The following is a 25,789-nucleotide window of genomic DNA, read 5'->3' on the forward strand; positions in this document are numbered from 1 at the left end:
TGTCGGCTCAGGAACGCCTTGCGATCGGAACATTGGCGCTAAATTGGGTGAGCTGCTGTCGTGCAATGCCTTGCCGCAGATGGCGCAGATTCAGCAGTTGCGCTTGTTGAGGGTGGGATTCTGCGGTTTGTCGCTTCAAGCCGGTTCCACCTATAAAGCTTTCGCGACGCAACCATAGTCCTACGGCGACGCTTGCTCAGTTCCTCTGGCGAACCTGTTGGGATAAAGGTCGGTCCCTAGCCTTCTGATGACAGCAAGGGCGCCTGTGGTTCCGCATCTGAGATGGGCGCTTTTACGATATCTGGCGCAGCGCGGCGCGCTTTGCTGCCATAGTCGATCTTCTTCGACTGCTTCTTGGCCCACTCTTCGACAAAATACCAGAGCAACAAAGCCGCGCCGAAACACGCGGCAAGCGCAATAGCCGATGCCAGCCATGGGGAGCCGGGGAACACCCGCTCGGATAGTTTTACGAACCTCATGCCGATAGGGACGTGCACGAGGTAAAGCGAATACGAGATCATCCCGACCCTGCTGAACAGGGACGACGCCGGCACCCAAGAGATTGCAATCGCAGTCGAGGCTAGAAGACAGGTGATTGCCCGCTCCGGTCCAAGCGTCCACCACGGCGCAAAGGGCAGCGATCCCGACGCAGAACGTGTTGAGGTCAACCCGCTTCGTCTAGAACATGAAGGTCAGAATGCCGGTGCCGAACACGCTCAAATGGGCCGGCAGGAATTCGACATATCCGGTGCTCACGATAGAGAGCGCGGCAAACCCGCCAAGCATTGCCAAGCCTGCAGTCCTGCTGCTGACCTGGATCGGAAAGAGCAGTCCTATCACCACGTAATATTGAAACTCGATAGCCAGCGTCCAGAACGGTCCGCTAAGCCAAGGCTGACCCACGAAGGCGTTCACATAGCCGATATGCAAAAGCACGTTGGTGACGGTGTAGGGAGGATGCGAGGTGTTGAATTGCGGGATGTGAGCCAGCGCCACGCCGCTGATCAGGATGAAGGCGATCGTCACGAAGTAGGGCGGTTCGAGGCGGACCATGCGCCGGGCAATGAAGCGGAAATAGCCGCTGATCTTGTGCCCAGCGAGGTCCATCGACAGCGGAACGATAAAGCCTGAAATCACGAAGGACAGCGGCACGCCCATGCGGCCATAGCTCCACACGTCATCGACGCCGTTTCCAATCCCGGCAGTACCGACGACATGGAAGACACACCATGAGAGCCGTGATGCCTCGAAGGGCATCTAGTGTCTGGTTGCGCATTCTTCCCCGCCGTGAGTTCGTCGCTAAGCCGCAAGGTGTGCCATCCGGCAACTGAATGCGCAACGTCAATTGCTATTCTGGCGCGGCTTCGCAGGGAGAAACGCCCTAATCTGTTCCGCCCATAAAGTATATGCGGCTCCCGTAATATGCGTGCCATCGACTGAATATTTCGGCAGCAACCTACCCGCGAGGGCGGAGCTGACTGGAGCGCTCTGCTCGTCGCAGTAGCATTTAATCTCGCGGGAGGATCGGGTCCCTCGCTAGCCAAACAATCTGCCTAGACATTTAGAGTCACGACAGCAGAAAAAAGCCGAGCAAAACCGCGAACACTGCGTCCGCCGCCGCCAGCGGCTACCGCCTGCTGTCCTGCGGCTTCTCGTGAGGCTCCTGGCCTTTCGACCACCAGACAAAATACAGCGAGCCCATCTTCATCACGGGAACGCGGCGGTCGCGTTCCCGTGCGCGCAACTCACGATAGGTCTTCATCTTCAGAGTGCCGCCCGGCAACCTGATACGCACTGCCATCGGTCCAACTCCCGTTGTGCAACGCAGCAATTGTGTGCAATGCGGTAAGTAGAGACCTTCCGTTACGGAAGAGTCAACAGCAGGATCATCAACTTATTTTGCGAGCTGCGGAGGCTTCGCGGTGCCGGGCGGGCAAGCGAATGCCCGGGCGACGGAGCTTCATCCTGGCGACTGTTCGTCAATCAGGCGCTGGCGGTTCGACCACCAGGTGAAATAAACCCGGCCGAGCCTGACGACGGGTATGCGGCGGGCGCGTTCGCGATCGCGCAATTCGCGATACACCTTCACCTTCAGCGTGCCGCCAGGCATTCTGATACGCACCGCCATCGATTCTGCCGCCCCATTGTGCAATGCAGCACAAGAGACCTTCCGTCACGGAAGAGTCAATGCCCGCCCGCTGACTATTTTTGGGATTTGGCGAGCGATCTTCGGAGGTTTCGGAGCGCAGGCGGTTCTTGATCCCGCATGGAAGCGTCAGCGCCCAATCGGGGATCGTCGGGTGCGCGGCTATTTCCTGGGCGGGGATTTTTTGGGCGAGGATGGACGATCGGACATGCCGCTCGGCCACCAGATGACGAAGTAATTGCCGACCTGCCAAACCGGCACCTCGCGATTCTGCTCGCGGCGCCGCAGCTCGTCCCTTTTCTTGATCTTCAAAGTCCCGCCTGGGAGCCTGATTCTTATCGTCACGTGTCCTCCCGCACCCGCTACAGGTACGAACGATATACGCGAACAGTTTCATCCCGGCTAAGCAATTTCATCCAGGCCGAGCAATTTCGGGGCCGATACAGCGCGCCGGACCGGCGCGAGATCGCCGGAACCGGCTCTATTTGAAGAAATCCGCAATGCCGTTGATGGCCAGCACCGCATAGACGATCGGTCCGGCGATAAACGCACAATAAAGGCAGAGGATCGCTGCCAGCACCGCGAGCAGCGGCTTGTCGCGACCGACGGCGCGGAGCTCGGACCTCACCGACCAGCGCGCCGCAGCGGTTTGTTCATCATCAGGCATATGCACCATCCCGCGGCCATTTCACACGGCGGGTCGAAAACATCAACCTTCCTTGCCACATCGGCACGCGCTGCCGCCCAATTCTGCTTTGCCGCCACGCATCCGTTTTTCAACCTCAAAACCTGCCCACAAGGGCGGAAAGGACTGCCCATGGACCTTTCATTCAAGGGCGCCGCGAGGCGCCTCGATGACATAGACTTGCCGAAACTCGGCGCCCGGATCGGCGTCGGCGAGGACGAGATGCACGCGTTCCTCGATGTTGAAACCAGCGGGCACGGCTTCGACGCCGTCGGCCGGCCGGTCATCCTGTTCGAACCGCACGTCTTCTACCGCAACCTGTCGGGTGCCAAGCGGGCACAAGCGGTAGCCGCCGGCCTCGCCTATCCGAAGTGGGGCGAGAAGCGCTATCCCAGGGATAGCTACCCATGGCTCAGGGCAGCTTGTGCGATCGACGAAACCGCGGCGCTCAAATCGGCCTCGTGGGGCTTGGGCCAGGTTCTCGGCGAGAATTTCAAGGCGGCCGGCTTTCCTACCGTGCAGGCGATGGTCGAGGCGATGATGGCGGACGAGGCGCTGCAGCTCGGCGCGGCGATCGATTTCATCGTCGAGAAGCGGCTCGACGACAATCTGCGCAATCACGACTGGGCGGGATTCGCCAAGGGCTACAACGGCGCCGGCTATCGCAAGAACGCCTACGACACGAGGCTTGCCGAGGCCTATCGCAAATGGTCGCGCATCAAGGATACGCCGTGGCCGTCTGCCGGTCTGGTGGTCCTTCGGCCTGCAGCTCCGCTAGAGCCCGCAAAATCGATTCCCGTTCCACCGCCGGCCGCCGCGCTCTCTGCGCCTCCTGTGGCTGTCGCCAAGCCCGGCTTCCGGGCAGCGCTGATTGCCGCCGTCCTGAAACTATCAGCCATCCTCAAACTGTTTGGAAGGAAATGACATGTGGACCCGGATCAAGAGCTTTTTCTGCGATAGCGAGACAATATTCTGGGCGCGGCTTCAGGCCGCCATCGGCGTCATCGCGAGCATCGTCACCTATGTCGACCCGCAGGTTCTTTCGCCGATCATTCCGGGCGAATGGTTCCCCTGGTTTCTTGTGGTCAACGGCGTTTTGACCGAGTTCCTGCGCCGCCGCCGCGCGGAGGATTTGTGATGGCCGCACTCCTCGCCATTCTCGGCGCCATCATCGGCAACAAGCTCGTCATGACGATATTCGCTGCTGTGGCCGGCGGCATCGGCCTTTATGTTGCGGGCGGCATCAACCGGGCGAAGAAGGAGGCGGCCAAACAGGCCGAGGCAAAAGTCGCGGCCGGAGAAGATCGCCTCGAAATGAACCGCGAGGCCGCCGCAGAAGAGCGCAAGGCCGCCGGCATGACCGATGCGGCAGCACGAGCGGAGGCTGGGAAATGGGCAAAGCGCTGATCCTCTGCCTGGTGCTCGCCGGCTGCACGACAACCGCGCCGGCCGGCAATCCGCGCCAGGTCTGGTGCGACCACAACCAGCCGCGCCGGCCATCGGCGGCCGTCGTTGCCGCCGTGACCCGGCCCGAGCTCGACGAGATGAACGCCTTCAACGGGCAGGGTGCCAGATGGTGCGGGTGGACGCCATGATGCATGAGCTGCTCGACGTTCTGGGCATCAAGGCGCCGGTGCTGGTCGCCGGCCTTTCCGGCGGTATTTTGCGGGCTTTGTCGCGTCATCGCTACAAGGTCCGCGAAATGGTGGCCTCGCCGATCTGCGGCGCGCTGGCGGCGGCCTATCTGACGCTGCCGGTCGTGCATTATTTCCGCGCCGCCGGCCTGCCCATTCCTTCTCCGGACGACGACACCACGACGCTCGCCGCCGCGTTCCTCATCGGCGTCTCGGCGATGTGGATCTCGGATATCGTCTTCGAGGTGATCGTGCGCCGGTTCGGGCCGGTGAAGGAGGAGTAAGCCGCCCAAGCTGACAAAAGAGTGACGTTCAGTTGAAGCCCGCGGCGCCGAAAGGTGCGGCGGGCTTTTGCATTTTCCCTGGCAATCTGTACGATCTTTTCTCTGCGAGGGCGGCTCGATCCGGCGCTTGCGAAACCAAGATGCGCGTTAGGCTTCACGGGAGATGGTGTCATGCTTGCCAGAGTCCTGACACAAGCGGCAGTCCTGACAGCCGGGGCGCTTCTGTTTGCCGCGACGGCCCATGCCCGGCCGGACAGCCGCGCGATGACGTGCGAACAGACACAGCTTCTGATCCAGAGGCACCGCTCGGTGGTGCTGACCACCGGACGGAACACCTACGACCGATACGTGCGCCAATTCGGCAATGAATGCGACTGGCCGCAGATGCCGCGCGTCGCTTATATCAAGACGCGTGACGGTCAATGTCTGGTCTATCGCTGCCAGGAGCCGGTCTTCGACCTCCCGAATTGAAAAGCAGGGGCTTTTTCATCCGGCCGCCGACGCGGACAGCGAGGGCAGTGCGAAAGGCGGTGGCTCATTCTTCGTCGAAAGGACCACCTTCGCGTGCGAGATCGCGTGAAATAACGCGTTCATCGGTATCGTCCGGCAAGGCCTCGTCGCTTTCCTGGTAAGCGTTATCGTCGTCCTCCTCCGGCAGTTCGCCGTCTTTCTCGACGTCGTAACGGATGTCGCCGTTTTGCGGCACGCCGTCTGGGAGAATTCTCCCGCTCCGGATGGCATCCCAGTCCTGTTGCTGGATGGTCGGGCTCTCCGTCTCGTCGTCGGTTCGTTCTTTCCTGCGCGGTTCCATCGCTGGTTCTCCATAATGTCGGCGGCCCTGAACTGGCTCAGTGGTTGAACTCATAAGTCTGGCGGCCGGTTCCCGGGCCACTGCGGTCCGGGCGCATTGCCGCACGACGGAACCAATCGCGCCTGCCTGGCTTCACAAGTCAGACGATCCTGGCGCGAAAGGAGCTCGACATGAGACCGCTCATTTTCTTGCCGTACATGCTAGGCGCGCTGGTGCTGGCGGTGCCGGCGTCCGCGCAGCCGGGCGAACAGTCGCAATTCGACCGCTGCAAGGTCGAGCCGCCGGACAAGAACAGCCAGCAGCAGCAGCCGGCCGGCAACAATTTGTCCGATATGCTCGAGCCATGCGGTGGGGTGCTGAACCCGCCGCCAACGGGCGATCAGGGCATGGCGGCGCCGCCGCCGGATGAGGGTAGGACCCCGGTGATCAAGCCCGGCGATGTGCCGCACAGCCGCCCAAGCAGTAGCCGCTTCATTTGCTGCCACAGGGGCTGCCCATGGGGCTGCGACGGGCGGTAACGCCGCGCCGTTCGAGCCGGCAGGTTTGTTGCAGTCGCCTAGGAACATTAGCTTGTCCTAAATGTTGTTTTAGACGCAGCCGATATCACCCCCTCCGGTATCGCTGCTGATCGGGAAACCGATCGGCCCGCGTCTTGCGACGCGGGCCACCGCAGTTCATCCGCAGTCCATTCGCCGCACGCACGGGCACTTCACCGCTATTCGATTAGCCGCCACTTACGGAACAACAAGGTGGCCTGGGCGTTTGCCTAGAGGGTTCGCCGCTTCGACCGGAATGCCGCGTCGCAACCGTAAAGGCGAGGCCCGTAACAACAGGAGTAGACGATGAAAATCCACCTTGTTCCTGCTGCGGCGGGATTGGTGTTGCTCGCCGGCGTCGGCGTGGCCACCGCAGACCAGGTGATTGTCACACCCGAACAGCAGACGGTCATCCGCGAATACGTCCACAAGCACCCGTTGGCGTCGATCAATCTTCTGGGGGTGGAGCTCAATATCGGTTCCACGTTGCCCGATACGGTCGAGCTGCAACCGATCGATGTTCCCGACGTGCAATACAGATACGTCGTCGTCGACGGTCGCACCGTGCTCGTCGACCCCGGCACGCGCAGGATCGTGCACGTCATCGAGTGACCGGCGTTCCCAAACCGCGAACCGGATTTGGAAAGGTCACGGTCTTATGAAATCGAGTTCCATCCCGAGCGATCGGGATGGAGCTGCCGCTGTCGTCTCGGAATAAGGAAGGAGCCATTCCCATGCTGCCGCATGTCGAGCCGACCAACGTGGCCGCAGCCGTCGACAAACTGCTTGCTGAACGAGGCGATGGCCTGCTGTCGATGAAGGCGGCGATAGCGCTGTTGCGCGAACGCACCGGAACGGAGCGCTCGGACGCCGATCTTGAAGGGCTGATCATCAAGAAGGCGGCGCTCCTCGGCGTTGCTGTCCTGTGTGACAGAGAGGCTCAATAACGGTGCCTGCCGCTCAAGACGCGGGTCGAAATTTCGGCTAGAACAAAGTTGCTTACGCATGAACCGAGCCGACGGAGGCAACAGTGACGGACAGGCAGGAACGGATTCGCCAGCGGGCACACGCGATCTGGGAACAGGCAGGCAGGCCCGACGGGGCGCATCAGCAGCATTGGGATCAGGCTACCGCCGAGATCGACGCAGAAACCGCCGCGCAGGAGACAGCCAGCCGGCCGAAGCCGAAACCACGCCAGCCTAAGCCGGCCACCAAGGAGGGAGCCAAACCCAAGGCGCGACCACGCAAAGCGTGAACTCGAGCGGATTTGATTCCATCGCTGGATCTCGCGGTCCGGTCGGCCCATCGTAAGGCGGGACCAGTCCTAACCAGTCCCGCTGCCGCCCACCCTCGATGGTAAGCCTGATTGTCGTGGCTTACTACTTACCGCAATTGTTGTCGTTGACAGTCGGGGAAACCGTCCCGGCAGGCTTGTTGGACGCATCGGGTTGGGCACCTTGCGGGGTTGCAGGGCAGTTTTGATCCGCATTGGAGTTCATGGCACCCGTCGTGCGCATCGTGCTGCTGGTCGTGCCAGGGTCGATGCCATTCGGCTTGCGACGATGCTCTTCTCACTGCCAGGCGCATTGTTGTCCGAGCCGGCATTCTGGGCCATCGCCGCGGTCGCCAGACCGGCTGCAAGTATGGAGGCTGTCAGGATTTTCGTAAGCATGTTGATCTCCATCATTCGGTTGTCATCGCATGGCGACCGACCGTTGGGGCGACGTTCGTCTATCGCGGCGCCCATCAGTTGACGCTCGCATTGCTTCACCCGGCAGAGGACCTTCCCAAAGTAAAACTTTCGGAAAATTTCACTACAAACTTCACTCGGCTGTTGTGTGAACAGATACCATGAGGCCAGTAAGTTTATCGGCAAAGAAACCGATAATCTTCTTGCAAATTAGTAGGTATGCCACCGGCGATGTCGCGGGCTGTTCAGCGCAACTACAGCAAGGAGAGTGTTATGACCATCATAATCAAAACAATCACCGATGCGGTGGCGGGCAGCGCAGTTGTTTTCATGCTCTCGATGCCCGTGAATGCCGCGGACGGAATTGCCGTTGGTGTTGGCACTTCCATTGGCGGCAACGGCGGCATCAAAGCCGGCCTCGGCGCGACGGTTGGTGGCCGCCGGGGCATCAACGCTGGTGCCGGCGCAACGGTTGGGGGCAGCGGCGGCATCAAGGCCGGCCTCGGTGCGTCGCTGGGCGGCAGTCGCGGCATCAACGCCGGCGCCGGCGCAACGGTTGGCGGTTCCAGCGGCATTGCCGCGGGCGCCGGCGCGTCGGTCGGGGGCAGAAGCGGCATCAACGCCGGTGCCGGCGCCACGATCGGCGGTTCCGGTGGCATTGCCGCCGGCGCGGGGGTAGGTGTCGGCAGCGGCGTCAGGGCCGGCGCGGGGGTCGGGATCGGCAGCGGCATCAATGTCGGCGCCGGTGTCGGGATCGGCGGTGGTACCAATTCGAGCAATCCGTCCAACCCGGGCAGCCCGTCCAATCCCAACAATCCCAACAATCCCAGCAATCCCAACTTACCCCAGGTCGTCGCCGACATGTCGAGCGACAAGTTGGCCAGGATGAAGAGGCGCTGCGTCGACGTGCTCAGCAGCGAAGGCACTTATGACAGCGATTTGCGCCAGTTGTGCCTGCTGATCGCGCGCCGCTAGGGCGAATACATCGGAATGAAATGTCCGACCGGCCGAGAGGCCTTCGTCCACCAAACCTCCATCAGTCCAAAGCCCGCCATTATGGCGGGCTTTTTGCCGAGCACGTGGCGGCAGCATGACGGGGGCTCACAAGAGCACGCGCCTCAATGCGTTTGACGGCCAAAATCCGGCGAAACGGTCACCCCGCCCTCCAAGGCGTCCCGACCCAGCGCGGGACTGCTTTGCATCGGTTCGGGGCACGCGAACTCCGCCAGATCGGTTTCCGCGAAGCCGTCGAACTCGATAGCTGCGCCTTGGAGCTGGGCTGCTTGCATGACGAGCCATTCGATGTCTTCGCGCGCAACATTCTCGGCAAGGTTCTGCAGTCGCGCGGCTTCGGCGACAGCAGTCAGATTGATGGCAATCCCGGACCGCAATGTAGCTCGGACTCGGGAACTGACGTCTTCGTGCAGGCGAACCGAAAATCCGTAGCGCATGGAAAACCTTCCTTTCGGGAGCGGTTTGTCCCTCGTGTTCTACCATGCGCCCAGGGTCCGCGATTGGCAAGCGAAAATCATCAAAAATCGTGTTGTGCCAAGTAGTTAGCGTATTTTGTTGATTGCCCATTTGATGCTTGATCCGCTTCATCGGACTTCTGCACGGATCATGCATCTGGAGGTCTTGACGTACTCTGCCAATATACCTAACTCTACAAAGAATTAGGAACATACTAACTCAGCTAATTTTAGCCTGGTATGGCTGGAGGCCGAGATGTCCGAACTGGAACGCCCGGAACGATTGCAGATCATGCTGACCGTCGATGAACTGGCGGCATTGGAGAACTGGCGCTTCGACAAGCGCATGCCGAGCCGGTCGGCTGCGGTACGCGAACTTTTGAGGCGAGGCCTCACAGCCGATGGCTTCCTGACGGCGGCGCATGGGACCAAGTCGCGCGACTTCGGCATTCTGCCGCATTCTGCCGATGGTGACGGGGCAGCCGAGGGGTCTTCCAGCAGCGAACAGTGAATCTCCAGCGACCCCGTTCGCCCGCCGCACCTCGCTGGCCTTCACGGCCACTGGGTATCATCAAGCAGCTTGGTTTATCTGTGTGGCCCCTCCGCCGTCGGTTGACAGAGCTGGCGTTGCAGATACATTGCACAGGACTATACAGGTGCAATGAACAGGTATGCCTATGGTCCGCCGCGTGGTCCCATCGTCTCCCGGTACGGGCAAGCCCGAACAGATCGCCACGGTTCTCGAACATGAAATCCGCTCCGGTGTTCTGGGCTTCGGCGACCGGTTGCAAAGCGAGAACGAGCTCGTCCAGCGTTTCTCCGTCAGCCGCAACACCGTTCGCAAGGGCCTCGAGGAACTGTCCAGCCGCGGGCTGATCACCACCAAGGTGGGCATCGGCTCTTTCGTCACCTTCGATGGCAAGCCCGTCGATGACTCAATCGGTTGGTCGCGGGCGCTCGCCAACGCCGGCGCAAATGCCGAGACGCGGACGCTGCGGCTCGAGGTGATCGAGGACCCTGATCTTGCCGCACTGCTTGGTATAGAAAACCCGTTTTTCATCGCTGTCGATCGGGTGCGCACCAATGCCAGCGACGGCCACGCTATCTCCATTGAGCGCAGCCGCCTGCCATTGTCACCCGAACTGGAGGACGTGCCGTTACGCGGTCTGCGCGAAGGCTCGCTCCACCAGACGCTCCGCGGCGCCGGTCTCATTCCAGACCATGGCGAGGAATGGGTCGGCATCGAAATGCTCAACCCAGAGGACGCCGCAATCCTCGGCTGCCCGCAAGGCACGCCGTTCCTGCGCGGTTGCCGCTTGACCCGCGCCGCCGATGACCGGCCGATCGAATATGTGACCAGCCTGCTCAACCCGGCGCATTTTGCGCTGCATATGAGGTTCTGAGTGATGCCGGACGACACCGGGAACATAACCGATCGGGCCATGGGAGCGCTTGTGGGCGGGGCACTGGGAGATGCGCTGGGAATGCCGACGCAGCTTTTGTCGCCGGCGCGGATTGCCGAACTCTACGGTCATGTCGAGGACTTCATTGCTCCTTTCGCCGACCATCCGGTGTCGAAGGGACTCCCGGCCGGGACGATCACCGACGACACAGAACAGGCGCTTCTGCTTGGCCGTATCCTGGTCGAATCCGGTAACCGGTTCGACCATGCGCGGTGGGTCAACGCGCTGCTCGACTGGGAACGCGATGTCAAGGCGCGCGGCAGCTACGATCTGCTGGGACCATCAACCAAACGCGCCATCGACGCCATCAATAACGGTATGCCAGCCGAGGAAGCGGGACGCAGCGGCGACACAAATGGTGCAGCCATGCGCATCGCGCCAGTCGGCATCATGATGCCGCCAGAGCCGCTTGACGCACTGGTCGGCAAAGTGGCCGAAACTTGCAGGGCGACGCACAACACGTCAATCGCAATCGCTTCGGCCGCAGCGGTCGCTGCCGCCATCAGTCGCGGCATCGCTGGCGGTGACTGGCGCGCCGCTTCCGACAGAGCCATCTCCGGGGCGAGGCACGGGGCAACGCTCGGCTATTGGGTGACCGGCGGTGACATCGCCGCGCGCATTGGGTGGGCGCAGAAGCTCGTACGCGGCAAGGAGACGAGCGACGCGATCCGGCTGATCACCGATTTGGTCGGCACCGGCGTCGCCAGTCAGGAGTCCGTTCCGGCTGCATTCGCGGTGCTGGAAGTCGCCGGCGGCGATCCCTGGCAAGCGGCAGTCATCAGCGCCAATCTCGGTGGCGACACCGACACGATCGGCGCCATCGCGGCCGGCATGGCCGGTGCCTGCACCGGCTTTTCCCGATTGCCACAAAAACACATCGCCCGGATCAAAGGCCTAGACATTGGGCGGGTGCGCGCGCTCGCCGCCGACTTGGTCGCCCTGCGGACGGCGAAGAGCAGGTCCGGCAAGGATGCGGCAGCATGAGCGGGCGTCTCGTCCACATCGGCAGCGCGGTAGTCGACTATGTCTACCGCATCGATGCCTTGCCGGCACCGGGCACGGAGAAGACCGCATCGAGCTTTGCACAAGTCGCCGGCGGCGGCTTCAACATGATGGTCGCGGCCAGCCGCACCGGCATGAAGGTGGTGTTCGGCGGCCAGCTCGGCAGCGGACCCAATGGCGACTTCCTGCGCGCGGCCTTAGCCACGGAGGGGATCGAGACACTGACGCGGGCATCGCCGGTTCTGGACAGTGGCAATTGCGTCGCCATGATCTCGAGCGATGCCGAGCGCACCTTTGTCTCGTGGCCTGGTGCAGAGAGTTTGCTCAGCCTTGACATGATGGCGCTCATTTCGGTCGCACCGGGCGACTGGGTGTTCACCTCCGGCTATACGGTTAGCTATCCGGGAAGCCGAGAGGCGCTTGTCGACTGGATCGAGGTGCTGCCGGCGGAAATTCCTTTGGTCTTCGATCCGACGCCGATCATTTCAGACATTCCGCGCACCATTCTCGACCGGGTGCTGGCGCGCACGAGCTGGCTGAGCTGCAACGCCGCCGAAGCGGCTGAGATCGCCGGCACCGGCGATGTCGAGGCTATTGCTGCCCGGCTGCTGGCCAGCCACTGCCCCAACGCGGCAGGCGTGGTCGTCCGCGCTGGCGCAAAAGGCTGCTTCGTGCGGCTGGCCGACGGCACCGCCCAAGATGTGCCCGGGTTCAAGGTCGCGGCGGTAGACACCAACGGCGCCGGCGACACTCATATCGGCGCCTTCGTCAGCGCGCTCTCGCACGGCGTGTCGCCGTTCGAAGCGGCGCGTTACGCCAATGCGGCGGCGGCGCTCTCGGTCACCCGCCATGGCGGGTCGATGGCGCCGAACGACCAGGAGATCCAGCGATTCCTCAGCCATGACGATCGACCGACGACCGTGCATGGCCGGAAACAAGAGGCCCATTTCTGACAGCCTAATGGGATAACAAGCCCGCCAACCGGGCAACAATGAGAGGAACGAACATGCGCATGCCCAAACTGACTGCTTTTCTGACGGCAACCGCTGTCTTCGCTTCGGCGCTTACGCTGGCCGCCAGGGCCGACGAGGTGCACGTACTCAACTGGAAGGGCTATGGCGCCGACGAGCCCTGGGCCATAGCCGCCTTCGAAAAGGCAACCGGCAACAAGGTCGTCAACGACTTTTTCAATTCCGAACAGGAAATGCTGACCAAGCTCAGGACCAATCCCGGCCTTTACGATGTCGTCATGATCAATGCCGCCTTCAACGATCAGGCGATGGCGGAAAAGCTCATTCAGCCGATCGACACGTCCAAGCTGGCGAACTATGCCGACATCAGCAAGGACAAGGCCGGATCATCGATGCTTGTCCATGACGGCAAGGTCTATGGGGTGCCGTGGGTTTGGGGGCTGACGGCGCTCGCCATCAACGACAAGTCATTCGACAAGCCGCCGACCAGCATCGCCGAAATGTGGGATCCCGCCCACAAGGGCCGCGTTACCATCCGTGACGATGCCGTCGAGGCCGTGCAGTTCGGCGCCATCGCTACCGGCCAGAACATCAACGACGTCAAGGACATGGAGGCGGTCAAGGCGAAGCTGACCTCGCTGATGCCGCAGATCAAGACGTTCTGGAGCTCGGAGAACGACTGGAACCAGATGGTTGCCTCCAACCAGATCGACATCGGCACCTATTGGAGCGGCTCGGCCGACCGCGCCAAGACGCATTTCAAGCTGCCGGTCTCGCTGGTCATTCCCCAGGAGGGTGCCGTCGCCTGGCTTGACGCCTTTTCCATTCCGGTCGGTTCCAAGAACGTCGCCGGGGCGCAAGCCTTCATCAACTACATGATCGACCCAAAGTTCTATGTCGAATGGGTTACCAAGGTCGGCGCGCCGGTGTCGGCCAACACCAAGGCGGTCGAAGCGCTGCCAGAGGGTTCCTTCAACCGCAAGGTGATGGGCGACCCGGCAGTCGCCAAGCGCATCCAGTTCCAGGCGCCGATTACTGACGCGCAGCGCGAGACCTATCTGGCGCTCTGGCAGCAGCTCAAGGTCGACGTGAAGTAACAGCGGAAGCCGCGATCAGCCGACCATCAATGTCGGCTGATCCTTCCTATCCTGGGAGGAGATGTCATGGCAGTACAGATCGCAGCCGCGTCGCGCAGCGGGCTGAGATCGGCCTTGCCGCTGTTGGCGCCTGCCTATCTCTGGCTGACGGTTGCAATTTTCCTGCCGCTCTCGGCCATGGTCTTCTTCTCCTTCATGACCGATCTGCCGCTATCGGGAAAGCCGTGGGCATTCACGCTCGAAAACTATGCCGCCTTCTTTTCACAAAGCCTTTACCTGACATTGCTGGTGGCCTCGCTGCGCCTCGGCCTCGAGGTGACGCTGTGGTGCATCGTCATCGGTTATCCCGCCGCTTACGTGCTGGCCAAGGTGCTGAAAGGCCGCAGCCGCGAGGCGATTTTCCTGCTCGTCATCCTGCCGTTCTGGTCGAACGGGCTGGTGCGCATCTTCTCGTGGGCGATGGTGCTGCGTGAAGGGGGCATTCTCGACACAGCGCTCAACGCCGTGCTGCCGTTCAAGATCAACATTGATCTCATGTATTCCTATCCGGCCGTCATCATCGGGCTGGTGCACTCCTACGTGCCTTACATGGTGCTGACCTGCTATCTGACCCTGCAGGCCATCGATGACTCGCTGATCGAGGCTGGGCGCTCGCTCGGCGCCTCGCGGCTGCAGGTGCTGAAGCGGGTCATCATTCCGCTGTCGATGCCGGGGCTAGTGGCGGGCGCAGTACTCATCTTCGTGCCGGTCGTTGGCTCGTTCATGGAACCGCGCATCCTCGGCGGCCGCACCGGCACCTTCTACGGCACTGTCATCGAGGACCAGTTCGTTGCCGTGTTCAACTGGCCGCTGGGTGCCGCACTGTCCTTCATCCTGCTGGCTGTGGTGCTGGTCATCCTGGCGGTTACTTCGCCGGTGCTGCGGAGGGCCGCTTAGTGGCGACGACCCGAATCCTGGAATGGCTCGGCCGGGTCTACATTCTGATGCTGCTCGCCTTCCTGTACCTGCCCATCATCATCATGGCGCTGATGTCATTCAACGTCTCGCCCTTTTACCAACTGCCGTTCGAGTGGACGACGGAATGGTATGCCTCGCTCTGGCAGAACAATCAGCTGATCGCGGCCACGCGAAACAGCGTCGAGATCGCCGTCATCACTACCATCATCTGCACCGCGCTCGGCACCGCGGCGTCGCTAGGGCTCTATCGCTACGACTTCCGCGGTAAGAAATTCCTGCAGGCGCTGCTGTTTCCGCCGATCGCCATACCGTGGCTGATCACTGGCACGGCGATGCTGATTTTCTTTTTCGGCGTTGGCATCGGCCGCGGGCTGCATGCCATCCTGCTCGGCCACGTGGCGTTGGCGCTGCCCTATGTCATCGTCGTCGTCTCGGCCCGGCTGCAGACATTTGCGCCAGAGCTCGAAGAGGCGGCGCGCTCGCTCGGCGCCAATCAATGGCAGGTGACGAACCGCGTCACGCTGCCCTGGATCATGCCGGGCGTCATTGCCGGCGGGCTGTTCGCCTTCGCCGTGTCCTTCGACCAGTTCGTCGTCTCCTACTTTCTGTCGACGCCCGGCCAAACGACGCTGCCGGTCGAAATCTACGCGGCGATCCGCAAGGGTTTCACGCCCGAGATCAATGCTGTCTCGACGATCATCATTGTTGTGTCGATGGCGCTGATGCTGCTGACGGCGCGCTTCTTCAAATTCGGCGGAGAGAAATAATGGCGGGCGTGCAGGTATCGAATGTGTCGCGCAGTTTTGGCGCGCACAAGGCGCTGGACGATGTCTCGATCGATTTCGCCGACGGCGGCTTCTACGCCCTGCTCGGTCCCTCCGGCAGCGGCAAGACCACGCTGCTGCGCCAGATCGCAGGCTTCGACTTTCCCGACTCTGGTCGCATCTCCATAGGCGGCGAAAGTGTTGAGCGGGTGCCGGTGGAGAAGCGGCGCATCGGCATGGTGTTCCAGAACTACGCGCTCTTTCCCAATATGAGCGTCTCCGACAATGTCGCCTTCGGACTGTCGGTGCGCGGCGAGCCCAAGGCGGTGATTGCCAGCGAGGTGCAGCGCGCACTCGACCTCGTGCAACTCGGCACGCTCGGTGGTCGCCGGCCGCACCAGCTCTCCGGCGGCCAGCGCCAACGGGTGGCGCTCGCTCGCGCGATCGTCACCACGCCGCGCGTGCTTCTCCTCGACGAGCCGCTCGGCGCGCTCGACAAGGCGCTGCGCGTGGACATGCAAATCGAATTGAAGCGTATTCAGCGCGAGATCGGCATCACCACGATCTTCGTCACCCACGACCAGGAAGAAGCGCTGACGATGAGCGACCGCATCGGCATTCTGCGCGATGGCAAGCTGGTGCAGGAAGGCCCGCCCGAGGAGATCTACGATCGGCCGAAGAGTGAGTTTGCCGCCACCTTCCTGGGCGACGCGAACATCCTTCGCGGCAACGCCACTGGTACGGGCATCCGGCTGCCTGACGGAACGGGGATTGCCGCAAGCGCGGGGGTTACGCTTGTCGCCGGCATGAAGGCGAGCTGCGCCGTGCGGCCCGAACGAATCCGCATCGCCACCAATGCCGGCGTTCCGGACCGAGCCCATGCCAACATACTCACGGGGCGGGTCTCCAAGCGTATCTTCGCCGGCAACAACAGCACATATTTTGTCGATCGCGATGGCCAGACAATCAAGGTCATCGTGCAGAACACCGGCATCGAAAAGCTGGCGGAAGGACAACAGGTGGTGCTGCGCTGGTCGTCCGAGAGTACGGTGCTGATCGACGCGAGCTAGCAGATCCAATCCTTCAGTCTTGCCAGGCGGTCGGCAATCGGGGAAAGCATGGTCGGGCAAACTCCGAAGCGGAATGCTCGATGCCCCTTGAATTGAATGCGGGCGACCAGTCGATGCTGCATGGCGAGCAAGGCTCGGCAGCGGCTGCCGCCATGAAGATCCTGGTCGCCTTCGCGAAGGCGGTCGACGCGCGCAAATTGCTGGACATTGCCGGTGCCCATATCGACGGCTGCCTCTATCACGGCCAGGCCAGCCTCGATTTCGTCGAAAGGCTGATCGAGGGCGGCGGCCGCGTTCGAGTGCCAACGACGCTGAATGTCGGCTCGTTCGATCTGATCCATCCTGGACAGCCGCGGAAGAAGTGCCGGCGCGCCGTCTGATGAAGGCGCATCTGGAACTCGGCTGCCAGGCGACTTTCACCTGCGCGCCCTATCAGACGCGGTTTCGGCCAGGGTTTGGCGAGCAGATTGCCTGGGGTGAATCCAACGCCATCGTCTTTGCCAATTCGGTGATCGGTGCGCGGACCAACCGCTATGGCGATTTTATCGATTTGTGCTGCGCAATCACCGGGCGCGCGCCAGCCTGGGGGTTGCACCTGATCGAAAACCGGCGTGGCCAGGTACTGTTCGAGCTGACTGGCGGCCTCGAGCCTACCGACGCCCTGTTTGTCGGCGTCGGGCTGATCGTCGGGCAAAGGAGTGGCGACCGCATTCCGGTGATATCGGGCCTGCCGCCGCCGCGCGACGAGGACCAACTGAAGGCGCTGGGGGCGGCGGCGGCAACGACGGGCGCGGTGGCGCTATTTCATGCCGTCGGCATCACACCGGAGGCGAAGACCCGCGATGAGGCGTTGCACGGCCTGGTGCCGGAGCAAAAAATCCGTATCAGCTGCGCCGACATCGACCATGCTCTGGCCAGGCTATCGAGCGTCCCCGACGGTGTGCTGCTTGCCGCCGTCTCGTTAGGCACGCCGCATTTCTCCTACGAGGAATGGATGCGCCTGTTGCCGTTGCTGCGCGAGGTCGCGCCGGGCAGAGGCGTTCCGATCTATGTCAACACAGGGCGTGCCACCCTGGCGCGGCTGCAGGACGAAGGCGCACTGGCCGGCATGGGAGCATTCGGCCTCGTTCCGGTCGCCGACACCTGCACTTACGTCACCACGATCATCGAGCGGCTCGACGGTGTGGTGATGACCAATTCGGGCAAATGGGCGCATTACGCACCTGGCAATATCGGTGTCTCGGTGGCCTTCGGTGACATGGAGGACTGCGTCCGCTCGGCTGCTGCCGGCCGCGTCGTGCGAGGCGCGCCATGAGGGGGCCGGACAGAACAGGTACATTCCACCTTGCCGGCTCGGCACAAGGCCCGGCGCTGGTGCTTTCGCAGGCGCTCAGCTTCTGGGGCGGAATCGACGTCGAAACGGGCGACATCATCGACCATTCGCACCCGAACCTCGGCGGCAACATCGCCGGCAAGATCCTGGTGATGCCGAGCGGGCGGGGGTCGTCGTCCTCGTCTTCGGTTCTGGCCGAAGCGATCCGCAGGGGCACGGCGCCGGCCGGCATTATCCTGGAGCGGCCGGACCCGATCCTTGCCGTCGGCGCCATCGTTGCCGAATTCCTCTATGAATCAGCATGCCGCTGGTCGTCTGCGAGATATCAGGCATTGTCTCCGGCGACCGGATCGCAATCGATCTGGGCGAAGATGCCCAAGCGATGGTGAGCAAGATCTAGCCGGCCATCAGTCCCGCCGCGCCCCGCCGCCAGTAGGCTGCCGCCAATGTTTCGTTGCGGCCGAGCGTCAGCGTGCCACGCCAGTGTTCGCGCACGGTCCTGGCGGCGGCTGCTTCGGCCGCGAACCAGCCGAATGCCGAACCGGTCGGCCATGCGACCGACCGGATGGCGCGCGCCAGCCTGTCGTCGAGCCCGGCCGGCACGCTATTTCTCGGCAGCCAATGCAGCTCGATACCGGTCTTGTTGTCGATGGCCTGCCGTTCGCCGTCGTCGGCGATCTCTATGAAGGCCACGCCTTTGGTCTCGGCGGGCAGCGTCTCCAGCATGCGGGCCAGCGCCGGCAGGCCGGTTTCGTCGGCGCCCATGAGATACCATGATGCCGGTCGTACCGGACGGCCGACCGGCCCCATGATGCCGATCTTCATGCCAGGCGCCGCCTGCATGGCCCAGCAGGCGCCGACGCTGTCGCCGGGATGGATGAGGAAGTCGACGTCGATGATGCCGTTTTCGACGTCGAGGGCTCGAATGGTATAGACGCGCGCTACCGGGCGCCTGTCGTCCGAGGGCCAGGCCGGCAAGCCATTGCTGCCAAGCACGGGCCAGAGCGGATCGGGGACATCCCTGGTCGGGAACAGCATGCGGATATGCATGCCGCCGAATTTTGCGAAGCGCGTCAAATCCTCGCCGGCGAAGCGGATGCGGCGCATATGCGGGGTCAGGTCGCCGACCTGGGTGACGACCATCTCACGGAACTGCGCAAGTCGGGTTTCTTCGGCGAGATCGCCGGTCCAGACGATCTCGGGTTTTTCTTCCTTGGCATAGACTTCGACAGCGGTAGCCAGCAGGTCCTTGATGCGGGCCAGCCCATCGCGGTCGGCGGCGTTGGCCCGCATCACCAGCCGCTCCATGTCAAGGGACGCGTCGCCGAAGGCGAAGCGGAAGTCGAGCCGCTGCCCCTCGCGCGAGGCATCGGCATCGAAGCTTTGCAGCCTATCGCTGATGCGGTCGATGTAATGCGGCAGGTTGCGCAGGTTCAAGCGCGCTTCGCAGGCCAGTCCGCTCGCTGATGCTTGCCTCATTCTCAACCTCCGATCCTGCCTGTGAGCGCCACCTTGAAGGTGCGGCCCTTGCCCTGTTCCGTTGCCGCCGTCGTCGACCAGGCGCTTTGCGGGTCGGTGTAGGCGGTGTTGAAGACGTTATCGACGCCGAAATCGAGCTTGGCATGGTCATTGATGCGCCAGTTGGCAAAGACGTTGACCAGGTCGAAGCCTTCATCGACCACGGGCGGCGCGTCGGGGTTGGTGCGGCTTGTCCGGGTGATCTTGCCGACGCTGAGATATTGCGCACCGACGGTGAACTGGTCCTCCAGCATGCGGAAACCGACGGTCGCCGAGAAGCGGTCGAGCGGCGTGTTGTTCAGCGCCTGGCCGGAGTAAACGCCGCTGACGACCTTGGCGTCGATCAGGGCGCCGGCGAGGTTCACGAAACCCCAGCCATAGTCGTAGACGGCCTCGGCCTCGATGCCCTTCAGCCGTGCGTCGCCGATGTTGATCGCCGTGCGCGGCAACACAGTGAGGTCGACGTCGATATAATCTTCGACGGCGGTGTGGAAGACGTTGACCTTGGCACGAAACAGGTCACCCGCGGCCAGCACATCGTCATATCTAAGATTGATCCCGGCTTCCCAGTTCTTCGCCGTTTCGGGCTGCAGAAGCAGGTTGGGCTGGTAGCTGTCGCCGCCGCCATGCGCGCCGCCGCCGCGGTAGACGTCCTGCAGGCCCGGCGCCCGGTAGCCTTCCGAATAGGTGCCGTAAAGCTGGAAACCTTCCAATGGCGTTAACCCGACGGTGAGGCGCGGCGACCAGCGGTCGCCGGAAATCGAGGCTTCCGCCGGCGGCACGGTCTTTGTCTCACCGTCGAGTTGATAGCCGTCATAGCGCATGGCGGCGATGAGCTGCAGCCAGTTCTCATAGTCGCCCTGCCATTGCAGGAAGCCACCATAGCCCTGCTGTTCGCCGGCGCCGAAATGCGCGGCGTCCGACGAAGCCTTCAGATAGTAGTAATCGAGGCCGTAGGTGAGGGTGTGAGCGATCTCCCAGGCATCGAAGCGTGAGGAGTTCTTCAGGTTGAAGCCGCTCGTGGCGACGTCGTAGTAGCGGAAGTTGCCGATCGCCGTTGCCGGCCAGACCTGCGTCTGCTCGGCGCGCGTGCGGTTGTGGTAGGCGTTGACACTGAGGTCGACCAGCTCGTTGTCGTCCGGCCTCCACGTATAGCCAGCCGTGTAGGTCTGGTTGGTCGTGTCGGTGTCGTAGCGGCTCAGCGTCGGCGAGGTCGAGCCGCTCGATCCGGTGACCTGGTCGCTGTAGCGCTGAAGGATCGCGCCGAGCTTGAGCTCGTGGCCGTCGGCGGGCCGCAGGGTCGCCTTCACATAGCCGCTGGTGATGCTCTCTCCGGTCCATGGCACGGTGTCGCCATTGCCATCGGTGTAGCTGTCGCGGTCGCGGTAAATGACGTTGCCGATGATGTCGGCGTCGTCGCTGAAACGGTAGGCACCGGTGGTGCTGGTGGTGAAGCCGTCGCCATTACCCTCATAGCCCAGCTTTTCGCTCAGCGCCCAGCGTTCCTCCTGCTTGAGGAAATCGCCGGCATCCCTGGTTTCGAAGGAGACGACGCCGCCGATGCCGCCCGAACCATAGGCATTCGAGACCGGGCCGCGAATGACGGTCGCTTCCTTGATCAGTTCCGGCTCGACATAGAATGAGCCCGAGCCGTGGCCGACGCGCCAGTAATCCTGGCGGGCGCCGTCGAGCGTCACCACCACGCGGCCATATTGTTCGAGGCCGCGAATGTTGATGGCGGTCGCCGGATCGTCGCCGTTCATCGAGGCGGCAACGCCGGGCGTGGTGCGGAACATGTCGGCGGCGGTGTCTGGCTGGATGCGTTCGAGTTCTTCCTGATCGACGGCGCTGATGGCGGCCATCGATTCGATGATCGCCGTCTTGATCATCGTCGCCGAGATGGTGATCAGGTCGAGCACGGTCGGCTCGTTCTGCCCAGTCCTGGCCTGCTGGGGCGGCTTGACCGGCCGGTCGGCCTTGGCGGCGGCGCCCTTCTTCTCCGGCTCCTGTGCTGCGGCGGGCGGCGCGGCACACAGGCCGAGCGCGAAGGCGAGCGCGGTGCACGCCATCAAGGTTTTGTTGCTTGTCAGTTTCATGCGTGCAGCCCCGGAAAAGCAAAGATTGCTGGCGGCGGCCGTTGGCCCTGGCTGGCATGATGGAGAAGCCTCGACACGCGGGCCGGGCAGGGCTACTTATTAAAACATGATGATAATAGTCAACTTAATTTTACAGGCCGCGACCATGACCGAATTATCTAAAATGGAGCAGCGAAACGGCGGGGTCTGCAGCGGTAGACGGTGGAGGCAGACGCGCTGGTTTCAATTGGGCGGGATGGTGGCGGTGCTGATGCTGGCGCTTTCTGCTCTTGCGCCGTCTTGCGGCTTCAAGGCGCTGGCCGCCGAGACGATTGTCGATGCATCGGGGCGCACCGTCGCGACCGGTCCGGGAACCAGGATCCTGACACTCGGTTCCGATGTTACCGAGATCGTCGATGCGCTGGGTGCCGGCGAGCGGATCATCGCCGTCGATCGCGGCAGCAAATATCCCGCTTCCGTCGCGCAAAAGCCCAATGTCGGCTACCGGCGCAGTTGTCCGCCGAAGGCTTGGTCGCGCTTCGCCCGGACCTGATCCTGGCGGCCGAAGACAGTGGGCCGCCGGAGGCGATCGAAGTGCTCAAATCGCTGGCGATCCCGATTGTTCTTGTCCCGGAAGACAACAGTCCTCAAGGCATCGACCACAAGATTACGTTGATCGCTGCCTCGCTCCACCTCGAGGACAAGGGCAGGAAGGTTTCAAGGCAAGTGCTCGACGCCTTCCAGGCCGCTGCCGACCTGGCCGCGAAAATGCCGGCCGAGCGCCGCAAGAAGGTGGTGTTCTTCCACGGCCTCGTGCGGCTGAGTGCTGCCGGTGCGGGCACTGCGGCCGACGCGATCATCCGCTATGCCGGCGGCATCAATCGATGGCCGTAATGCAGGGTTACAAGGCAGCGTCGGAGGAGAAGCTGATCGAAATGGCGCCCGACGTCATCCTGATGATGAGCGACGGCAAGGGCGGACCCACCGCCGAGCAGGTGTTCGCCACGCGCGCGCTGAGCGCCACGCCGGCGGCGAAGGCAAAGGCGCTGATCGTATTGGACGGCGCCTATATGGTCGGCTTTGGCCCGCGCACCGCCGATGCAGTCCGCGACCTGGCGCAGGCGCTGTATTCGGAGACAGCAGACGCCGACTAAGTCATGAACTTTATGACGTCATGTTCAGTGGGTACTCGCGCCCCATCTGCCCCAAGCTTCCGTTCAGATCTCCGGGATGCTTTCCCTAAAGATCACCTGCAGCCTTGGCTGGTGCAGTTCGTAAGGCAATCCCCTGACCGCATGGGTCAAGGTGTTGAGCGCTTCGCGGGCTTCGACGCGCGGGTTCTGGTCGATGACCGCGTCGAGCGTGCCGTCGAGCAAAAGCTCCTTGGTGCCTTCCGTTACTTCATGGCCGAGAAAGACCGTCGACAGTGCACGCCCGCGTTCCCGTAGCGCGCGGGCGATGCCGGTGTTGCCGGCGCCGACATTGTAGATGGCGGCCAGGTCCGGGTGCCGATCCAGCAGGGCGGAAGCCTCCGAATAGGCCTTTTCCCGATCGTCGAGCATTTCGCGCATCTCGACGATCTGCAGATTGGGCGATTCTTCCGTCAGTATGTGGCGGAAGCCCATCTCGCGCTCTTCGTGGCCGCGGTAGGAGAGCGAACCGGCGAACAGCGCGACCTTGCCCGGACGCCCTGCACCCATGAAGCGGTTGAGCAGGTAGCCGGCGAGCCGGCCGGCGGCGCGGTTGTCGATGCCGATATAGGCGACCCGCGGCACATGCAGGATGTCGGAAGCGATGGTAACGACCTTGACCCCGCTGGCCGAAAGCGAGCGGATCGCCTCGCGCACCGTCGGATGGTCGAGTGCGATCACACCGACGCCTTGCGTCTGTCCGTGCAATTCCTGCAGCAGCCGGGCAAGCCGGTCCGGATTGAAGCCTTCGATAGTGGCGACGCGGACGTCGAGGTCCGGCCGCGACTGCGCCTGCGCCTCGATCTGGCGGTGCAGCATCTTGATGAAGGAATTGGTGCCGGCGGGCAGGGCGAAATCGAGCCGTATAACCTCACCAGGTATCGCGTTGCGCGAGTTCGGATTATTCGAATTTTCAGCGATATAGCCAAGCCGTTGCGCCGTTTCGAGCACGACCTCGCGGGTGCGCGCCCTGACCCCGGCGCGGTTGTTGAGCACACGGTCGACCGTAGCGGCGGAAACGCCGGCTTCCCGGGCTATGTCTGTCAGGGTGGACCGCACTGTCGATCACCTCATTCCAAAATGCGCCAAGGGCGCATCGAGATTACGCATTTCATGGGTCCGCTGTCGAAGCGGCAGCTTCATCGCCAGCCGCGATTCTGATGGGAAATGATGTAACCAGCCTTGGCCGATACGCAAGCTGCCGCGCTACACCAAAATGCCGAAACGGACCAAAGCGGGGAGGTGGGCAGCCTGGCTCCCTCAAATTCAAGCACCGGCTTCAGTGTGAGTGCCTTGATACACGCCATTCGTCCCCTCCCATGAGATGTTATGAGGTGTCTTGATTATTTATGATGTTGACAGGCTTCGTATAGTGCCGTCAATATCCATCATAAGGGCCGTGGAGGAACAAGGCCCTGAGGGAGGAGTTCCAATGTCGAATTTGATCCGCGTGTCGCGGCGCCGTTTGCTGGCGTCCGGTGGAAAGGCGGCAGTCCTTGTTGCTGCCGCAGGTATCGCACCGAAATTCATTCGCCCAAGCCGTGCCTATGCGGCCGATGCCCTGGCGCCCGGCATGATCGGTGGCCCGACGGGCTTCGACGGCTCGGAGCGCTATCAATATGGCGCCGACACGCCCGAGGGCCGCGCCATTGAGGCGGCCAAGGCGATGAAGGGCGCCGGCAAGGCGCCGGCCAAGATCGTGCTTGGCCTGTCCGATGGTTCGATCGGCCAATTGACACAGCCGTTTCCGGCCGGTGCGCCGTCGATCAAGGATCTCTGGGAGAAGGAAACCGGTATTCCGCTCGAGATCGTCGGTGTGCCGAATGGCCAGGAATTCACCAAGACGATGCAGGACATCTCCACCAAGGGTGGGGCGTATGACATCTACGCGGTCGAATGGAACCGTCTTGGCGACCTCGCCGAAACCGGGGGCATCCTCAAGCTCGACGACTTCGTCGCGCAGTACAAGCCGGAATGGGACGATCCCGAGCGCGGCTATGTCAATGGCGCCAAGGGCGTCTCGCTGCTCAATCAGTATCGCGGCTCGACCTATGGCGTGTCGCTGGATGGCGACTTCCAGACCTGGGTCTACCGCACCGATCTGTTCGGCGACGCAGCCGAGAAGAAGGCCTTCTCCGACAAATACGACTATGAACTGGCGGCGCCGAAGACCTGGAAGCAGCATGACGAGATCGCAGCCTTCTTCCAGCGCCCGGACAAGGGCCTGTTCGGCTCGACCGATCTGCGCAACCAGGGCTGGGGCTATACCAACTGGTATCAGCGTTATGTCTCAATGGCTTCGCCCAATCAGTTCTTGTTCGACGATACCGGCAAGCCGCTGATCAATTCGGAGCAAGGTATTGCGGCGACCAGCGAGTACATCGCGTCGCTTGCGCACCATTCGCCGGATGCGATCTCCTGGGGCTGGCCGGAGCAGTACGGCAATTTCGCAAAGGGCGGTGCGGCCATGACCTGCGCCTTCTCCAATCTGCCGAAATTCCTCGATAATGCCGGCAACAAGGATTCAGCTGTCACCGGCAAGATCGGCTCGATGCTGCCGCCCGGCCGCGAGATCGACGGCAAGCTGGTCAGCCGTTCGGTGCTGTGGCTCAATCTGTCGGCGTCGGTGTCTTCGCAGGCCAAGAACCCGGAGGCCTGCTACCTGTTCCTGCAATGGCTGGGATCTAGTCGCATCTATGCGTGGATGACCGCCAACCCGGGCGGTTACTTCGATCCGTTCCGGCTGTCGGATTTCTCCGATCCGCTGGTCCGCCAGACCTATCATGCTTACCACATGGACGTGGTGCGCGAGACGGTCGCCCGCACCGTGCCCACCATCAACTATCCCGGCGCCACCGCCTTCCACAATGCGCTGGACGAGAACCTCGTCGCCGCGCTGACCAAGGCCAAGACAGCAGAGCAGGCGATGGCCGACACCGAGGCCGAGTGGAAGAAGATTGCCCGCCGCACCGGCGAGGAGAAGCTTCTCGAAGCCATCAAGACCAACAAGGAGGCCTGGCCCACCGTTCTCGATCCGATCGCCTGATCCTCCCGGATCTTACCAAGAGGGGAGGAGTGATTGCTCTTCCCCTCG

The 25,789-nt window shown here is 62.5% G+C and carries 34 protein-coding genes and 2 pseudogenes; 25 read left to right on the plus strand and 11 right to left on the minus strand.

Annotated features, from left to right (window positions below):
• Window positions 1-236 precede the first annotated feature (236 nt).
• From NKH05_RS18710 to NKH05_RS18735, 6 genes are all read right to left on the minus strand, one after another.
• Complete coding sequence (locus NKH05_RS18710) at window positions 237-521, minus strand: acyltransferase family protein (RefSeq protein WP_352496030.1); 285 nt, start codon at window positions 519-521, stop codon at window positions 237-239.
• Between the two features lie 157 nt (window positions 522-678).
• On the minus strand, window positions 679-1,257 hold the full coding sequence (locus NKH05_RS18715; RefSeq protein WP_352496031.1) for an acyltransferase family protein: 579 nt from the start codon (window positions 1,255-1,257) through the stop codon (window positions 679-681).
• A gap of 370 nt (window positions 1,258-1,627) precedes the next feature.
• On the minus strand, window positions 1,628-1,801 hold the full coding sequence (locus NKH05_RS18720) for a hypothetical protein (RefSeq protein ID WP_023723043.1): 174 nt from the start codon (window positions 1,799-1,801) through the stop codon (window positions 1,628-1,630).
• 159 nt (window positions 1,802-1,960) lie between these two features.
• Complete coding sequence (locus tag NKH05_RS18725) at window positions 1,961-2,128, minus strand: hypothetical protein (protein ID WP_352549019.1); 168 nt, start codon at window positions 2,126-2,128, stop codon at window positions 1,961-1,963.
• A 180-nt stretch (window positions 2,129-2,308) separates the two neighbouring features.
• Window positions 2,309-2,458, minus strand: coding sequence for a hypothetical protein (locus NKH05_RS18730; RefSeq protein ID WP_353025876.1), 150 nt, complete (start codon window positions 2,456-2,458; stop codon window positions 2,309-2,311).
• Between the two features lie 169 nt (window positions 2,459-2,627).
• Window positions 2,628-2,813 (minus strand): hypothetical protein, encoded by a 186-nt coding sequence (locus NKH05_RS18735; protein WP_023723040.1) that lies wholly within the window; start codon window positions 2,811-2,813, stop codon window positions 2,628-2,630.
• A gap of 150 nt (window positions 2,814-2,963) precedes the next feature.
• Here NKH05_RS18735 and NKH05_RS18740 point away from each other — a divergent pair, with 150 nt between their 5' ends.
• From NKH05_RS18740 to NKH05_RS18765, 6 genes are all read left to right on the plus strand, one after another.
• Window positions 2,964-3,755 carry an N-acetylmuramidase family protein gene (locus tag NKH05_RS18740; protein WP_353025877.1) on the plus strand — a complete coding sequence of 264 codons (792 nt, stop codon included), beginning with the start codon at window positions 2,964-2,966 and terminating at the stop codon, window positions 3,753-3,755.
• A 1-nt stretch (window position 3,756) separates the two neighbouring features.
• Window positions 3,757-3,969, plus strand: coding sequence for a hypothetical protein (locus NKH05_RS18745; RefSeq protein WP_023723038.1), 213 nt, complete (start codon window positions 3,757-3,759; stop codon window positions 3,967-3,969).
• Complete coding sequence (locus NKH05_RS18750; protein WP_023723037.1) at window positions 3,969-4,238, plus strand: hypothetical protein; 270 nt, start codon at window positions 3,969-3,971, stop codon at window positions 4,236-4,238. Before NKH05_RS18745 ends, NKH05_RS18750 begins: the two co-directional genes overlap by 1 nt.
• Window positions 4,223-4,426, plus strand: coding sequence for a hypothetical protein (locus NKH05_RS18755; RefSeq protein WP_352589760.1), 204 nt, complete (start codon window positions 4,223-4,225; stop codon window positions 4,424-4,426). The genes NKH05_RS18750 and NKH05_RS18755 overlap by 16 nt, the downstream gene beginning before the upstream one ends.
• Entirely contained in the window at window positions 4,426-4,749 is a 324-nt protein-coding gene (locus NKH05_RS18760; RefSeq protein WP_036245970.1) for a hypothetical protein, read from the plus strand. The genes NKH05_RS18755 and NKH05_RS18760 overlap by 1 nt, the downstream gene beginning before the upstream one ends.
• A gap of 171 nt (window positions 4,750-4,920) precedes the next feature.
• On the plus strand, window positions 4,921-5,220 hold the full coding sequence (locus NKH05_RS18765) for a hypothetical protein (protein ID WP_023723034.1): 300 nt from the start codon (window positions 4,921-4,923) through the stop codon (window positions 5,218-5,220).
• A 64-nt stretch (window positions 5,221-5,284) separates the two neighbouring features.
• Here the strand turns inward: NKH05_RS18765 and NKH05_RS18770 are convergent, their stop codons facing one another.
• On the minus strand, window positions 5,285-5,560 hold the full coding sequence (locus NKH05_RS18770; RefSeq protein ID WP_023723033.1) for a hypothetical protein: 276 nt from the start codon (window positions 5,558-5,560) through the stop codon (window positions 5,285-5,287).
• 170 nt (window positions 5,561-5,730) lie between these two features.
• Here NKH05_RS18770 and NKH05_RS18775 point away from each other — a divergent pair, with 170 nt between their 5' ends.
• From NKH05_RS18775 to NKH05_RS18795, 5 genes are all read left to right on the plus strand, one after another.
• Window positions 5,731-6,078, plus strand: coding sequence for a hypothetical protein (locus tag NKH05_RS18775; RefSeq protein ID WP_353025878.1), 348 nt, complete (start codon window positions 5,731-5,733; stop codon window positions 6,076-6,078).
• 324 nt (window positions 6,079-6,402) lie between these two features.
• Window positions 6,403-6,708 carry a DUF1236 domain-containing protein gene (locus NKH05_RS18780; RefSeq protein WP_031195423.1) on the plus strand — a complete coding sequence of 102 codons (306 nt, stop codon included), beginning with the start codon at window positions 6,403-6,405 and terminating at the stop codon, window positions 6,706-6,708.
• A 122-nt stretch (window positions 6,709-6,830) separates the two neighbouring features.
• Entirely contained in the window at window positions 6,831-7,043 is a 213-nt protein-coding gene (locus NKH05_RS18785; protein ID WP_352524156.1) for a hypothetical protein, read from the plus strand.
• Window positions 7,044-7,126: 83 nt separating this feature from the next.
• Window positions 7,127-7,351, plus strand: coding sequence for a DUF2934 domain-containing protein (locus NKH05_RS18790; RefSeq protein WP_352481615.1), 225 nt, complete (start codon window positions 7,127-7,129; stop codon window positions 7,349-7,351).
• Window positions 7,352-8,059: 708 nt separating this feature from the next.
• Window positions 8,060-8,761: a hypothetical protein gene (locus NKH05_RS18795; RefSeq protein ID WP_352496038.1), complete on the plus strand. Its 702-nt coding sequence runs from the start codon at window positions 8,060-8,062 to the stop codon at window positions 8,759-8,761.
• A gap of 143 nt (window positions 8,762-8,904) precedes the next feature.
• On the opposite strand, the gene NKH05_RS18800 is transcribed toward NKH05_RS18795, so the two are convergent.
• The gene (locus NKH05_RS18800) at window positions 8,905-9,237 is read right to left on the minus strand and encodes a hypothetical protein (protein ID WP_023721299.1); all 333 of its coding nucleotides are present in this window, start codon (window positions 9,235-9,237) and stop codon (window positions 8,905-8,907) included.
• 274 nt (window positions 9,238-9,511) lie between these two features.
• Here NKH05_RS18800 and NKH05_RS18805 point away from each other — a divergent pair, with 274 nt between their 5' ends.
• From NKH05_RS18805 to NKH05_RS18850, 10 genes and pseudogenes are all read left to right on the plus strand, one after another.
• Entirely contained in the window at window positions 9,512-9,766 is a 255-nt protein-coding gene (locus tag NKH05_RS18805; protein WP_023721298.1) for a hypothetical protein, read from the plus strand.
• Between the two features lie 166 nt (window positions 9,767-9,932).
• Window positions 9,933-10,658, plus strand: coding sequence for a GntR family transcriptional regulator (locus NKH05_RS18810; protein WP_023721297.1), 726 nt, complete (start codon window positions 9,933-9,935; stop codon window positions 10,656-10,658).
• Window positions 10,659-10,661: 3 nt separating this feature from the next.
• Window positions 10,662-11,702 (plus strand): ADP-ribosylglycohydrolase family protein, encoded by a 1,041-nt coding sequence (locus NKH05_RS18815; protein ID WP_353025879.1) that lies wholly within the window; start codon window positions 10,662-10,664, stop codon window positions 11,700-11,702.
• A complete protein-coding gene (locus NKH05_RS18820; protein ID WP_352481613.1) occupies window positions 11,699-12,673 on the plus strand; it encodes a PfkB family carbohydrate kinase in 975 nt (324 codons plus the stop codon). The genes NKH05_RS18815 and NKH05_RS18820 overlap by 4 nt, the downstream gene beginning before the upstream one ends.
• A 53-nt stretch (window positions 12,674-12,726) precedes the next feature.
• Window positions 12,727-13,788: an ABC transporter substrate-binding protein gene (locus tag NKH05_RS18825; RefSeq protein ID WP_352481612.1), complete on the plus strand. Its 1,062-nt coding sequence runs from the start codon at window positions 12,727-12,729 to the stop codon at window positions 13,786-13,788.
• Between the two features lie 66 nt (window positions 13,789-13,854).
• Window positions 13,855-14,724: an ABC transporter permease gene (locus tag NKH05_RS18830; protein ID WP_352481611.1), complete on the plus strand. Its 870-nt coding sequence runs from the start codon at window positions 13,855-13,857 to the stop codon at window positions 14,722-14,724.
• Window positions 14,724-15,512, plus strand: coding sequence for an ABC transporter permease (locus NKH05_RS18835; protein WP_031194613.1), 789 nt, complete (start codon window positions 14,724-14,726; stop codon window positions 15,510-15,512). Before NKH05_RS18830 ends, NKH05_RS18835 begins: the two co-directional genes overlap by 1 nt.
• Window positions 15,512-16,579 carry an ABC transporter ATP-binding protein gene (locus NKH05_RS18840; protein ID WP_023721291.1) on the plus strand — a complete coding sequence of 356 codons (1,068 nt, stop codon included), beginning with the start codon at window positions 15,512-15,514 and terminating at the stop codon, window positions 16,577-16,579. The genes NKH05_RS18835 and NKH05_RS18840 overlap by 1 nt, the downstream gene beginning before the upstream one ends.
• Window positions 16,580-16,659: 80 nt before the next feature.
• Window positions 16,660-17,894: pseudogene (locus tag NKH05_RS18845) on the plus strand (aconitase X).
• Window positions 17,891-18,312, plus strand: a pseudogene (locus NKH05_RS18850) (aconitase X swivel domain-containing protein). The pseudogenes NKH05_RS18845 and NKH05_RS18850 overlap by 4 nt, the downstream one beginning before the upstream one ends.
• Here the strand turns inward: NKH05_RS18850 and NKH05_RS18855 are convergent.
• Window positions 18,309-19,391, minus strand: a complete 1,083-nt coding sequence (locus tag NKH05_RS18855; protein WP_352496041.1) for an SIP domain-containing protein — start codon at window positions 19,389-19,391, stop codon at window positions 18,309-18,311. The pseudogene NKH05_RS18850 and the gene NKH05_RS18855 sit on opposite strands and share 4 nt — an antisense overlap.
• A gap of 2 nt (window positions 19,392-19,393) precedes the next feature.
• Complete coding sequence (locus tag NKH05_RS18860; RefSeq protein ID WP_352589779.1) at window positions 19,394-21,526, minus strand: TonB-dependent hemoglobin/transferrin/lactoferrin family receptor; 2,133 nt, start codon at window positions 21,524-21,526, stop codon at window positions 19,394-19,396.
• 250 nt (window positions 21,527-21,776) lie between these two features.
• Between NKH05_RS18860 and NKH05_RS18865 the strand changes: the two genes are divergently transcribed.
• Genes NKH05_RS18865 through NKH05_RS18875 form a run of 3 tightly spaced genes read left to right on the plus strand, consistent with a single transcriptional unit; the run spans window position 21,777 to window position 22,659 of the window.
• Window positions 21,777-22,058, plus strand: a complete 282-nt coding sequence (locus NKH05_RS18865) for a hypothetical protein (protein ID WP_352481605.1) — start codon at window positions 21,777-21,779, stop codon at window positions 22,056-22,058.
• Window positions 22,034-22,399: an ABC transporter substrate-binding protein gene (locus tag NKH05_RS18870; RefSeq protein WP_352481604.1), complete on the plus strand. Its 366-nt coding sequence runs from the start codon at window positions 22,034-22,036 to the stop codon at window positions 22,397-22,399. The genes NKH05_RS18865 and NKH05_RS18870 overlap by 25 nt, the downstream gene beginning before the upstream one ends.
• Window positions 22,390-22,659, plus strand: coding sequence for a hypothetical protein (locus NKH05_RS18875; RefSeq protein ID WP_352481603.1), 270 nt, complete (start codon window positions 22,390-22,392; stop codon window positions 22,657-22,659). Before NKH05_RS18870 ends, NKH05_RS18875 begins: the two co-directional genes overlap by 10 nt.
• A gap of 63 nt (window positions 22,660-22,722) precedes the next feature.
• Here the strand turns inward: NKH05_RS18875 and NKH05_RS18880 are convergent, their stop codons facing one another.
• Window positions 22,723-23,754, minus strand: coding sequence for a LacI family DNA-binding transcriptional regulator (locus NKH05_RS18880; RefSeq protein ID WP_023721287.1), 1,032 nt, complete (start codon window positions 23,752-23,754; stop codon window positions 22,723-22,725).
• A gap of 373 nt (window positions 23,755-24,127) precedes the next feature.
• Here NKH05_RS18880 and NKH05_RS18885 point away from each other — a divergent pair, with 373 nt between their 5' ends.
• Window positions 24,128-25,741, plus strand: a complete 1,614-nt coding sequence (locus tag NKH05_RS18885; RefSeq protein ID WP_352481602.1) for an extracellular solute-binding protein — start codon at window positions 24,128-24,130, stop codon at window positions 25,739-25,741.
• Window positions 25,742-25,789 lie beyond the last annotated feature (48 nt).

The sequence above is a fragment of the Mesorhizobium sp. M1399 genome (assembly GCF_040317735.1).
In the GTDB taxonomy this organism is placed as follows: domain Bacteria; phylum Pseudomonadota; class Alphaproteobacteria; order Rhizobiales; family Rhizobiaceae; genus Mesorhizobium.